This is a genomic window from Pseudomonas sp. PSPC2-3, assembly GCF_049898265.1.
GTDB classification, from domain to species: Bacteria; Pseudomonadota; Gammaproteobacteria; order Pseudomonadales; family Pseudomonadaceae; genus Aquipseudomonas; species Aquipseudomonas veronii.
In genome coordinates, this window is sequence record NZ_JAFCXJ010000009.1 from 77,177 (window position 1) to 89,561 (window position 12,385).

Consider the following 12,385-nt stretch of genomic DNA (forward strand, 5'->3'; position numbering starts at 1 on the left):
GAGCGGTATGAGGGTGTTCTTCAAAAGAGCGGGCGTCAGTGCTCTGCGTGATTAACGGTGTTCTATTCGAGCTCCACCTTTTTCAGGTGAAGCCAGGCTGTACTCACCTTCATCACAATGACCCCCAACAGCAGCAAGCCGGTGAGCGTCATGGCGAGCCCTTGCAGCAAGATGTTTGCCGGTACCTTATCGGCCACGACGCCTGTCAGCATGACCGAAACAAGAAAGGCCGCGCCTGTGCCGGTATCCAGCAATGCAATCACACGGGCATAGAAATCCCCAGCAACCTGCTGATAGATGCGCAACAGGCTCAGGGTAATGACCAGCCCCTCCGCCAGCCCCGTCACAGCCACCAACGGCAATGCCAAACCGAGGCTGTCGACTTTCGATACAACCCAGATAGAGGCACATATCAGGGTCAGACTGATCAACATCCATGCGCCATATTGCTGCCCGACACGGGACCATGACGACAAAGCAAGTCCAGCCAGCATGCCGACACCATAGGCGCCGAACAGCAACCCGACATCGGCCGGTGGACGCTCCAGCACCTGGACCACATAGACAAGCGCAAGAATCTCAAAACTGCCAAGGGCCAGCATCACCAGCATACTGGCCGTCATGGGCAGTATCAGGCTGGCTCCATAGCGTGAAACCGCCGTGCGCAAATCGCGCCAGATACCTACTTCATCGGCCTGCTCCCGCTTGACATGGGACGAGGGCAACAACACACACAAGACACTGGCGATGAGCAGCAGCACGCCAATTACCACAACCGCCACCACATGCCCGTAGTGGCTGGCCAGCACGCCAGCCAACAGCGTACCGATGGCCATCCCTGACATGCGCGCGGCCATGATGATGGCGTTGGCAGCGGGTAGCCTATCTGCCGAAACCAGGCTGGGTAACAAGGCACTGGCACCCGGCACGAAGAACCGGTTGCATGTCGCCGCCAGGGCAGCAATGGCAAGGATCGGGATAAGCTGCCCACGCATCGCCGGCAGCAAGAGTGCCAGGATGATGAACAGACGCGCCACACAGGCCCAGACCAGTACCCGTTTGAGATCGGTGCGATCGGCCACTGCACCGGCCCATGCGCCGAACAGCAGCATCGGGATCAACTCGCAAATGACCAGCAACATGATGTTGAACGCTGACTGGGTCAGATCGAATACCACGATCTGCAGCAGTACGATCAGCATCCAATCCGCCACCGAAATCACCCATTGCAGACCGGTCAAGAGCAAAAGACCGGCGCCATGTTTGTGTAGCAGCCGCTTCACCGCTGGTCTTCCACAGTCAGGTTTTCCTGCGCGAGCTTGTCCTGGTCGTGCTTGAGCACAAATCGATGCAGGATCATGCGAAGCAGTCGTCCGAGCCACTTGGGATTGGCTTGCATCCAGGCGTAACAGGCTTGCAGGCGACAGCCCATTTCGACTTTGCCTTGCTCGTTGGAAATACCAAAGTTAATGCTGCGCAGTCCTTTGCCGATGGCGTGGCGAACGATGTGGTAGCCCATTGCGCGGTGGATGGACAGGCGACTCGTTGCCTCCAGATCCACGCCGCAATAGGTGGATTCCAGATGGTCGCCCAGAACAAAACAGAGGTCGAACGCATCAATGCGTCCTTCCTTGCGCAGCAGCAACCACACCGCATGGTCGAGCTGGCTCATTTGCAGAAAGAAATCTTCGGTGACCATGATCTGGTCAGGCGAGTGATGTTTGCGATACAGCTGTAACCATAAGGCGTGCAAGCGCTGCGCTTCATCAGTCGACAGTGCCTGACCCTCGCGAATGTCGAGACAGTAGCCTGCCTTTTCAAGCGACCGCAGATCACGGCGTATGCTTTTGCGCTTGGGGTGCTGCTCCAGATACTGCTCAAAGTCTGTCCAGGGCAGCTCCAAATGCGCGCAGCTGTAGAGCTTGTCGAGCGCCTGCTTGTGGAGGTAATCGGATGTCGGAAAATCCCGCCCGACGAACAGTCGGACGCCGCGCTTGATTGACGCCCGCTCCAGCGCAGCCACCAGACCATATCGCAGGCTTATGGAATTCGCAGTCACCGCTAACATCAGCGGCAACCCCGTATTGACCGGCGTTCCCAGGGTTGTGACGCGCAATGACATCCCATATGGCAGATGAATCCGCCATAGGGTGGCTACAGCAGCGCCGACCAGTTCACCGTTTGAAATGGCCAGCGCATAAAGGTACTGGCATTCCAGGCCGCTGGCCTCCAGGGCAGCCATATACTCATGGCTGCAAAACTGATGAGGCTTGCACAGTTGATTCCAGGACGTTCGGTCAATCGTCGCAATCGAGTCCTTGATTTCAATATGTTCCGCCGCCCAAGTGGTGTCATTTGTGCTGGCCGGCAAGCCGACCCGCACCACCTGTTCCATGCGTGTCATATGCGACTTCCTGACCTAGTTCGCTGCCGCTAGCAGGCTCTCGCCCAATCGACTGGATGAATCATCGCAACCGAGCAGATTTTCCAGGCTTTGGGCAAACCTCTCGATTTCCGCGTCGGTGTGGTGCCGGTGCAGGATCAGCCGTATCAGTGCCTGATTGGGCTTGACCGCCGGATAGCGGAAGATCGGTACGCAGAAGCCTTGTTGCTCCAACTGCTCCCGAACTTGCTCGGCCTTGCTGTCCTTGCCGATCAACACGGAGGTGATGTAAGACGGTGTGCTATTGAGCTGCAGGCCACCGTCAAGCAATCGCAGGCGAAACGCCAGGCTTCTGCGCAGGAAGTCATCCATGATGGAAGGGTCGCGCTTGAGGCGCTCGATGATGGATGCCGCTGCGTCTGCCGTTGGCGGTTGAATGGCGGCTGTGAAGATCGACGTTCCACTCAGTACTTCAAAGGCGTCGATGTACTCCGCGTTGGCGCTGATCGCACCGCCTTCCAGGCCAACTGATTTCGATAATGAGATCATGATGAAATCGGCGCGGCGAAGGTGCTGGAACTCTTCGTAGAAATTGCGCTGCGGCTCGCCATACACCATGAAGCCATTGGCGTCGTCGATATAGCTCAGGGCATTGAATCGTTCACACAGATCCAGGATCGTACCGATAGGCGCCACGCTTCCGTCGGAGGAGTAGACACTTTCGAAAACCACAATGGCCTTTCGATCTCCGATATTTTGCAGAACACGCTCAAGGTCGGCCACATCGTTATGCTTGAACGACAGCAGCGATTCGCCGTACTTAAGGTGCGCGGCGGCTTTCCAGAGACTCCAGTGGCAATCACGGTCAAAGATCAGCACGGCATCGCGGTTGTCAATGCCGCTGCTGGGGGAGAAATTGAACTTCGCTGTCATGGCATTGATGAAGCCAAGGTTGGCCAGCATGCCTGAGGCAAACGTGAGTGTTTTGTCTTTGCCATGATGCTCGCTGAGCAACGTTTCCAATCGGAAATGTGGCTCGCAGACACCCTGCGTCGCCCGCGACCCACCGGTGGAAAGCCCATAGCGTTTGACCGACTCACAGAACGCATCGAGCACTTGCGGGTCCTGTTGCCAGCCGAGGTAGTTGATCCCCGAAAAATTCACATACGGCAGGCCATTGCGCGTGATGCGCGAACCAGACATTCCTTCCATCAGGACCGGCTCGCGCAGGAACCCTTCTGACACCGACGACTCAACGAAGCGCTGAAAACCCCAGCGATCCACATTTGGTGATATTTCCATATGTCCCTCCTCCATTCATCCTGATTGCCAACACTTGATAGAACTTGACAAATTGCAAAAAATAAGCTTGTCGATTTTGTTTCAAGTGGTAGCGTTTAGTCGTCTCAACGATTTACGGCCGCATTCAGAAGCGCAATTATCGTTGCACCGAAATATCAAGTAACGATCAACAAGCCATCAAGATCGCATGAAGGAGTGACCTGTGAGTTTAGGACGAGTACTGATCGTCGAGGATGATTTCGATGGGGCTGAAGTACTGGAGGCCTATCTTGGCCGGGATGGATTCCAGACGCGACATGCAGCAGATGGCCATAAAGCCTTGGACTACCACGCGCGTTGGCGGCCGGATCTGGTGCTGCTGGACATCATGTTGCCGGGACTCAGCGGCAACGAGGTTTTGACTGCCATTCGCCAACACTCAGCGACCCCAGTCATTATGGTGACCGCTGTTGGGCACGAACCCAGCCGCATCAACTCCCTGCTGTACGGTGCTGATGACTATGTGGTCAAACCCTACAACCCAGGGGAAGTGGTTGCTCGCGTGCATGCGGTGCTGCGGCGTTGGCGTGGGGGTGGCCAGGGTCAGTCGACCTTGCTACGGCATAATCACTTGGTCATTGATTTGAATGCGGCACTGGCGACCATTGAAATCAATGGCACCAATCAACCCCTGGAGTTGACGCGCACCGAGTTCAATCTACTGTCCATGATGATGGCCGCGCCATCGCGCATGTACACACGTGCCGAGCTGCTCGCCAACTGCCTGCCCGAAAGTGATGCGATGGAGCGAGTGGTCGATGCCCACCTGTACAACCTGCGACGCAAGCTGGAGCGAGTAGGCATTCACGATGTCGTTCTGACGGTGCGGGGGCTGGGGTATCGCTTCAGCAATCCGGCATGAGCACGGCAAAGAACGGACTCTCCCGCCAACTCTGGTACTGGATCAGCCTGCGCATGATCGGCCTGGCACTGGCGGCCATGCTGGTGGTGGGGGCTGGCATGTGGTTACGCTTCTTCTCGTGGGAAACCAAACTGCGAAACGCACTGCCCGAGGCCGTGCGCCAGGAACTCAAGGTCCTGGAAGTCGACCATGCCGCCAATGCCGAGCGCCTGCGTGAAATCTATGGGCAATACCTCTATGGCGATTACTTCACGCCAGAGGTCCTCCGGGCGGATCTGCTGTGGTTCAGCGGGCTGGCGCTGATTGCGCTCCCCCTGATTATCGGCGGCGGCATCTGGGTCTCGTTGCGCCTGTCGCGCCAACTCAGCGCCGTTGCGATCTCGGCAATGCACATCGCTGGCGGAGACTTCCGGTCACGAGCAGGCAACGTGCGCGATGCCCCCGCAGCGCTGTATAGCTTGATGGCCGATTTCAACCACATGGCTGAGCGCCTGGAGCGGCAGGAGCGGGAATTACAGGCATCCAGCGCCGCCATCGCCCACGAGCTGCGCACGCCCCTCACCGCTGCCAAGGGGCGGCTACAGGGTCTGATCGATGGCGTATTCGAGGCCTCGCCGCAACAGTTGGTCATGATCATGCGACAGCTTGATCAGCTCAATCGGCTCATTGATGATCTGTACTTATTGTCGCTGGCCACAGCCGACCAGTTGCAGCTGATGCCCTCAAGCTTTGCACTCAAGTCCCTGATGGAAGAGCGAGTGGCTTGGGCGGCACCACGCTTGCAACAGCAACCGGTGAACATCGTCCTCGACTGTCCGGACGGTTTGATGTTGATCGCCGATCGCGACCGCTTAGGCCAGGTACTGTCGATCCTGCTCGACAATGCCCTGTGCTACGCAGCATCCGGGGGGTATCTGGCGCTGCGGGCCAGCAAGCGGCAAGACCGGGTGCTGCTCGACGTCGAGGATGCTGGCCCGGGCTTCGCACCGGAGCATATCGAGCGCTCGTGCGACCGTTTCTGGCGTGCCGAACATTCGCGCTCTCGCCATGCAGGCGGCAGCGGGCTGGGGCTGTCGGTGGCAGTCGCTATCTGCCAAGCCCATAGTGGCAAGTTGAGTGTCCATAATCGTGCCGAGGGCGGCGGTCGCATCCATATCGAGTTGCCAGGCTGACTCAAGGCGAAGGCTGCGCCAGCCTGAAAGCGGGCGCAGGCAAAACCTGGTCCGTTGTCCTTGACGAAGTCTTCACCGTTTCTTGGCGCGACCTTGAATCGAAGGCGGCTCACTACCGGGGTACTGAACCTCAAAGGATGAACCGCCATGAGCAAGCCCGTTTCTCGATACAAACACAAGCGACACATGACCAGCGCTGTCTCGGTTTTCATTACCGGCAGCCTCTGCTTGCTGATTCCGCTGAAAAGCCAGGCCCAGCAGCAAGTCTCTGACGTATCCACCCGCTTGTTTGGCGAAAAAACCGAGGTCACGGTGGGACTGGGTGCCGCCTATACCCCTCGCTATCTGGGCGCAAAACAATCGCGAGCCATGCTGGTGCCGACACTGAGTATTTATCGCGGCATTTTCTTTGCCGATTCCATGCGCGGCCTTGGTGCGGAATACCTGACTCAGAGCGGGTTTTACTCCAGCGTGGCAATCGGCTACGACTTTGGCCGTACTGATGAAGACAGCGTTTGGCGCCCGGGCTCCAAGCGACTCCAGGGGATGGGTGAAGTCACAGGCGCGACCACTGCCACGTTTCAGCTGGCACAGGATCTGACCTCCTGGCTGTCGATCAAGGGTGAAGCAGAGCTGCGCGTTGCTGGTTATAAGCGTGGTAATCGTTACCGGTTGGGCCTGGAAAGCACCGTACTGAAAACGGCAGGTGATGTGATTACCCTTGGCATGAACGTGCATGCCGGGGATAAGCGCTACAACCGCACCTACTTCGGGGTGAGCGATGCCCAGGCCCAGGCTTCCCGGTTCTCTCGTTTCGATGCCGACTCCGGCGTCTATGCCTACTCGTTGTCAGCGGACTGGCAACATAAATTCAATCAGCATTGGGCGATGTTGGTCGGGTTGAATGTCATGGAGTTCCGCGAAGAGGCGAACAAAAGTCCTGTGGTGGAAGAAAAAACCGGCGTCACCAGTTTTGCCTCATTGCACTATTCATTCTGAGGCGAATAGACATCCACCGTGCGCTTACGTAGACAGCTCATCCCGGCGCGGAGGCCAGGGTGCCGGAAACTGATTTGGTTGGCCTGCACCGTGGCGGCAGTCTTGTTATTGGTGGCGGGCGCTTGGCTGCTCATGAGCGAGCCGCCCATTTCAGTGCTGACGACACCGCTACAGCCTCCAAAATAATCTCAGACGCTCAAGGCAAGGTTGCGCCGTGGGCGTCTGTTCCGCAGACCGGTATTTGGCCGCACTTGATGAAATCTTGATTAAACCTTGAAAGACGATTGACGCGTGAAGAGCACACTTCCTTCCATGCCTCCTCTGGATCGGAAACTTCACACCATGTCACGACAGTGCAATGCAGCATTTGTGGTGGTGCTGCTATCAGGCTGCACTACGCTAATACCGCCGTATACAACCCCCGACAACAGCACCTTGCCTGCGCATTACCAGCAAGGGAGCGGTAAAAAATCCGAGGATGCCGCACTAACCTCGGAGGCCGATAAAACCTGGCAGAGCTATTTTCCCGATCCTCATCTACAGGCTTTGATCCGCCAGGCGCTGCTTCACAACCACGACCTGCGCAGTGCCGCTTTGCGGGTTCGGCAAGCACAGGCGGCCTACCGCATCGAGCGCAGCGCCCTGACGCCCACGGTTGCCCTGGGAGTCGATGCGAAACGCTCGCGCACGCCTGCAGATCTGACGGAAATCGGTCAGACCTCGACGGGCAACGAATTCAAGGCAGGTGTGGGTATCAGCAGTTGGGAGATCGACTTCTGGGGACGTATCACCAGCCTGAACGAAGAAGCCTTGCAGCAATTCCTGGCGACCCAGGCCGGGCATCAGGCAGTGACGATCAGCCTGGTGGCGCAGGTGGCCGACGCCTGGATTAGCCTTCGCGAGCTGGATAAGCGCCTGCACCTGGCTAATGTCGCTCAGGCCAACCAGAGCGAATCGCTGCGCATCTTCACACGTCGGTTCGAGATGGGGTCAGTGACCAAGCTGGAACTGACCCAGGTGCAGACGCTGCTGACCCAGGCCGAGGCATTGACGCTGCAACTGCAACAGCAACGTGACCTGCAACACAATGCCGTGAATCTGCTGGTCGGACAGGTTGACCTCGTCGATGCCAACTACAGGCCTGTCGCCGATCAGACCCTGGTCCAGCCCCTGGATGCCGGCCTGCCATCCGACCTGCTGATCAACCGCCCGGACATCGTCGCAGCAGAGCATCGCCTGCGTGCCGCCAATGCCCATATCGGCGCGGCCCGCGCGGCCTTCTTCCCGCGCATTAGCTTGACCGCTTTCGGCGGCCTGGCCAGCGCAGAACTGAGTGACTTATTCAGCGCAAGCAGCCGTGCCTGGAACTTCGCGCCAAGCCTGTCGTTGCCGGTCTTCGATGGCGGACTGAACCAGGCCAACCTGGATTTGGCGAATGTGCGCAAACACCTTGCCGTCGTTGAGTACGAGCAAACCATCCAGAGCGCCTTTCGTGACGTAGCGGATGCCCTGGCCAACCAGCACTGGCTGCAACAGCAACTATCAGTGCAGCAGCAAGCCGTCGAGATCCAGGAGGAACGCAGTCGGCTGGCGCTCCTGAGCCATGACCGTGGCCGCTCCAGTTTCCTGGAGGTGCTTGACGCCGAACGTGATCGTCTGCAGGCCCAGCAACAAGAGGTACAAGCGCAACACGCACTGCTACGCAACCGGGTGGCGCTGTATGCCGCACTGGGTGGCGGCTCACGGCATGTGCCGAACGCCCCGTTACTCGACCAGCCGTCATCCACCCTGTTTTCAGATATTGCAGAGGAATAACCCAGCCATGAGCGCCTCCATCAAGAAGAAAATCACCGCAGTTGCCATCGTGGCGGCCATTGCCGGTGCGACCTGGATCGGCTGGGACTGGTTCGATCAACGCGCTGTGCCGGACGGTCTGATGGTCAGCAATGGACGCATTGAAGCCACGGAGGTGGACGTGGCCGCCAAATTTAGTGGGCGCGTCGCGCAGATCCTGGCCGATGAAGGTGACGAGGTGCAGGCTGGGCAGGTGTTGGCACACATGCATATCGATTCGCTGCTGGCCCAGATGCGCGAGGCCCAGGCGCAATTGCAGCGGGCAGAACATGCCGTGAAGGCCACTCAGGCGCAGGTGAGCATGCGCCGCAGCGAGCAGGCCGCCGCCGAGGCTGTCGTGGTTCAGCGCCATACGGAACTGAATGCCGCCCAGCGTCGACTGGTACGCACCGAGGTATTGGTCAAGGACGGCGCCACAACAGGCCAGGAGTTGGACGATGACCGCGCCAGAGTGGCGAATACCGGCGCTGCGCTCAATGCCGCGCGCGCGCAGGCTAACGCCGCCAGATCGGCCATCGAAGCCAGCGACGCCGAAGTCACCGGCGCAACATCGACCGTCGCGGCAGCGCAGGCCACGGTCGAGCGCATCCAGTCCGAGTTGGACGACAGCACTCTCAAGGCCCCGCGCAGTGGCCGCGTGCAGTATCGCCTGGCCCAGCCCGGCGAAATGCTCAGCGATGGCGGCAAGGTGCTTAACCTGATCGACCTGTCAGATGTCTACATGAGCTTCTTCTTGCCCACCGAAGCCGCCGGGCAAGTGGCCCTGGGCAGTGAAGTGCGCGTCGTGCTGGACACCGCGCCGCACTTGCCGATACCCGCCACGGTCACCTTTGTCTCGCGCCAGGCCCAGTTCACCCCCAAATTCGTGGAGACAGCCAATGAGCGGCAGAAGCTGATGTTCCGGGTCAAGGCTCGGATCGACAAAGCATTGCTGAGCAAGTACCAGGATTATGTAAAGTCCGGCCTGCCCGGCGTTGCCTGGATCAGGACCGCTCCTCAGGCCCAATGGCCTGAAGCCTTGCAGCTTAGGGACTTGCCATGAACAGCCTCGCTGAGCCCGTGGTTCGCCTGCGGGACGTAAGCCTGCACTACGGCAAGACCCAGGCGCTGTCGGGCATCACCCAGGACATCCCTGGCGGTTGCATGGTAGGGCTGATCGGCCCGGATGGCGTAGGGAAGTCCAGTCTGCTGTCGTTGCTCTCCGGCGCGCGTCGGGTACAGCAAGGCACAGTAGAGGTGCTGGGCGCCGACATCGCCAGCAAGGCCCACCGCGACCAGATCTGCCCGCGTATTGCCTACATGCCCCAAGGCCTGGGCAAGAACCTGTACCCCACACTGTCAGTGGAAGAAAACCTGCAGTTCATCGCACGGTTGTTCAGTCAAAACGCCAGCGAACGGCGCCGACGCATCGACGATTTGACCCGTAGCACCGGCATGTATCCATTTCTTGCGCGACCCGCCGGGAAGCTTTCGGGGGGCATGAAGCAGAAACTGAGCCTGTGCTGCGCTCTGATCCATGATCCCGACCTGCTGATCCTCGACGAACCCACTACGGGTGTCGATCCGCTGGCGCGCGCGCAGTTCTGGGAACTGATCGCCCGTATCCGTCGCCAGCGAGTCGGCATGAGCGTGATCGTCGCCACCGCCTACATGGATGAAGCACAAGGCTTTGACTGGCTGGCAGTCATGGACGAAGGTCGGGTACGGGCCACCGGCACGCCTGCCGAACTGCTCGCACGCACCCATTGCGATTCGTTGGAATCGGCCTTCATCAGTTTGCTGCCGGACGAGAAAAAGCAAGACCATGAGCCCGTGGTCATTCCTCCCTTGCAGACCGACCCGGATGATATCGCCATCCAAGCCCAGGGACTGACAATGCGCTTCGGCGACTTCACGGCCGTGGATCACGTGAGCTTTCGCATCCGTCGCGGAGAAATCTTCGGGTTTCTCGGCTCCAACGGCTGCGGCAAGAGCACTACGATGAAAATGCTCACCGGCCTGCTACCCGCCAGCGAAGGCCGTGCCTGGCTGTTCGGCAAGGAGATCGACTCTCACGACCTTGCCACACGCAGTCGCGTAGGCTACATGTCGCAATCGTTCTCGCTCTATAACGAATTGACGGTAAAGCAGAACCTGGTCCTGCATGCCAAACTATTCCATGTGCCCGCCACAGAGATCGACGCTCGCGTGCAGCAAATGGCCGGGCGTTTTGAATTGCTGGACGTCATGGATAGCCTGCCGCCTAGCATCCCCATGGGCATGCGCCAGCGCCTATCGCTGGCCGTGGCGATGGTTCACAAGCCCGAACTGCTTATTCTGGACGAGCCGACTTCGGGCGTCGATCCGGTGGCGCGCGACAAGTTCTGGCGCTTGTTGGTGCAACTGTCGCGGCGCGACCACGTGACCATCTTCATCTCCACCCACTTCATGAACGAGGCCGAGCGCTGCGACCGCATGTCGATGATGCATGCGGGAAAGGTACTCGACAGTGATGCGCCAATGCAGTTGGTGGAAAAACGCGGTGCCGCCAGCCTGGAAGAGGCCTTTATCGGTTATCTGATCGAGGCCGATAACAATGCCGCGCATGTGCCGGATGAGAGCGCTCCCACACAGCACGGCACGGCCGCAACAGCAGCCGAACAGGCTCAGTCGTTCAGCCTGCAGCGTCTACTCAGCTACGCCTGGCGCGAGTCGCTGGAACTGCGGCGCGATCCGGTACGCGCCACACTGGCGCTACTGGGATCGCTGCTGCTGATGTTTGTTATCGGCTATGGCATCAGCACTGACGTCAATGACCTGCGCTACGCCGTGCTTGACCGTGATCAGACCGGCCTGAGCCATGACTACACCCTGGCGCTCTCCGGTTCGCCGTATTTTCTTGAGCGCCCGCCGTTGCACAGTTACGCAGAGCTGGACCGACGCATGCAGACCGGCGAACTGAGTCTGGTCATCGAGATCCCGTCCGGCTTTGCCCGCGACGCGACGCTGGGGCACAACGCCCAGGTCGGTGCCTGGATCAACGGCGCCATGCCCAGCCGCGCCGAAACCGTGCAAGGCTATGTGCAGGGCATGCACCTGCTCTGGCTCACGCAAAAATCCCAGCGATTGAACGGCAAAACCTACACCAACCCGGTCGAAGTGCAGACGCGCTTTCGCTACAACCCGGACATCAAGAGCCTGCCCGCCATCGTCCCGGCGGTGGTGCCATTGCTGCTGTTGATGCTGCCGGCGATGCTGACCGCGCTAGCCGTGGTGCGCGAGAAGGAACTGGGCGCGATCATCAACTTCTACGTCACCCCTGTCACCCGCACCGAGTTCCTGCTTGGCAAGCAACTGCCCTATGTGGCGCTGGGAATGCTGAACTTCCTGTTGATGAGCGTGCTGGCGGTGACCGTACTGGACGTGCCCATGAAGGGCAGCTTTGCCACCCTGGCGCTGGCCACCCTGGTGTTTCTGGTGATCTCCACCGGCATGGGGCTGGTCGCATCGGCCGTCACGCGCAGTCAGATCGCCGCGATGTTCGCTGCGCTGATCGGCACGCTGGTGCCTGCCACCCAGTTCGCCGGGCTGACTACACCCGTTTCCTCGTTGGAGGGCATCGGCAAGCTGATCGGCGAAGCCTACCCGGCCACCCACATGTTTCTCATCAGCCGTGGCGTATTCGCGAAGGCTTTGGGGCTGGCTGATCTGCAGCAGTCCTTCATTGCTTTGTTGGTGGCCCTACCGCTGGTGATGGGTCTGGCGATTGCGATGCTGCACAAACAGGAGCGCTGA

At 59.3% G+C, this 12,385-nt stretch carries 9 protein-coding genes; 6 read left to right on the forward strand and 3 right to left on the reverse strand.

Features of this window, described 5'->3' with window-relative positions; all coding sequences use genetic code 11:
• Positions 1 to 62: 62 nt before the first annotated feature.
• Genes ACP7E3_RS21075 through ACP7E3_RS21085 form a run of 3 tightly spaced genes read right to left on the reverse strand, consistent with a single transcriptional unit; the run spans position 63 to position 3,667 of the window.
• The gene (locus ACP7E3_RS21075) at positions 63 to 1,283 is read right to left on the reverse strand and encodes an MFS transporter (protein WP_261754726.1); all 1,221 of its coding nucleotides are present in this window, start codon (positions 1,281 to 1,283) and stop codon (positions 63 to 65) included.
• Complete coding sequence (locus ACP7E3_RS21080; RefSeq protein ID WP_057005490.1) at positions 1,280 to 2,404, reverse strand: GNAT family N-acetyltransferase; 1,125 nt, start codon at positions 2,402 to 2,404, stop codon at positions 1,280 to 1,282. The genes ACP7E3_RS21075 and ACP7E3_RS21080 overlap by 4 nt, the downstream gene beginning before the upstream one ends.
• Positions 2,405 to 2,419: 15 nt before the next feature.
• Positions 2,420 to 3,667, reverse strand: a complete 1,248-nt coding sequence (locus ACP7E3_RS21085; RefSeq protein ID WP_200806983.1) for an aminotransferase class I/II-fold pyridoxal phosphate-dependent enzyme — start codon at positions 3,665 to 3,667, stop codon at positions 2,420 to 2,422.
• A 220-nt stretch (positions 3,668 to 3,887) separates the two neighbouring features.
• On the opposite strand from ACP7E3_RS21085, the gene ACP7E3_RS21090 reads away from it, so the two are divergent.
• The 6 genes from ACP7E3_RS21090 (at position 3,888) to rbbA (ending at position 12,385) form a co-directional block, all read left to right on the forward strand.
• Positions 3,888 to 4,586: a response regulator gene (locus ACP7E3_RS21090; protein ID WP_046381909.1), complete on the forward strand. Its 699-nt coding sequence runs from the start codon at positions 3,888 to 3,890 to the stop codon at positions 4,584 to 4,586.
• Positions 4,583 to 5,758 (forward strand): sensor histidine kinase, encoded by a 1,176-nt coding sequence (locus ACP7E3_RS21095; RefSeq protein WP_046381910.1) that lies wholly within the window; start codon positions 4,583 to 4,585, stop codon positions 5,756 to 5,758. Before ACP7E3_RS21090 ends, ACP7E3_RS21095 begins: the two co-directional genes overlap by 4 nt.
• A 147-nt stretch (positions 5,759 to 5,905) precedes the next feature.
• A complete protein-coding gene (locus ACP7E3_RS21100) occupies positions 5,906 to 6,757 on the forward strand; it encodes a MipA/OmpV family protein (RefSeq protein ID WP_426124254.1) in 852 nt (283 codons plus the stop codon).
• A gap of 342 nt (positions 6,758 to 7,099) precedes the next feature.
• Positions 7,100 to 8,572, forward strand: coding sequence for an efflux transporter outer membrane subunit (locus ACP7E3_RS21105; RefSeq protein WP_426124256.1), 1,473 nt, complete (start codon positions 7,100 to 7,102; stop codon positions 8,570 to 8,572).
• 7 nt (positions 8,573 to 8,579) lie between these two features.
• On the forward strand, positions 8,580 to 9,653 hold the full coding sequence (locus tag ACP7E3_RS21110) for an HlyD family secretion protein (RefSeq protein ID WP_057005492.1): 1,074 nt from the start codon (positions 8,580 to 8,582) through the stop codon (positions 9,651 to 9,653).
• Positions 9,650 to 12,385, forward strand: coding sequence for a ribosome-associated ATPase/putative transporter RbbA (rbbA, locus tag ACP7E3_RS21115; protein ID WP_057005493.1), 2,736 nt, complete (start codon positions 9,650 to 9,652; stop codon positions 12,383 to 12,385). Before ACP7E3_RS21110 ends, rbbA begins: the two co-directional genes overlap by 4 nt.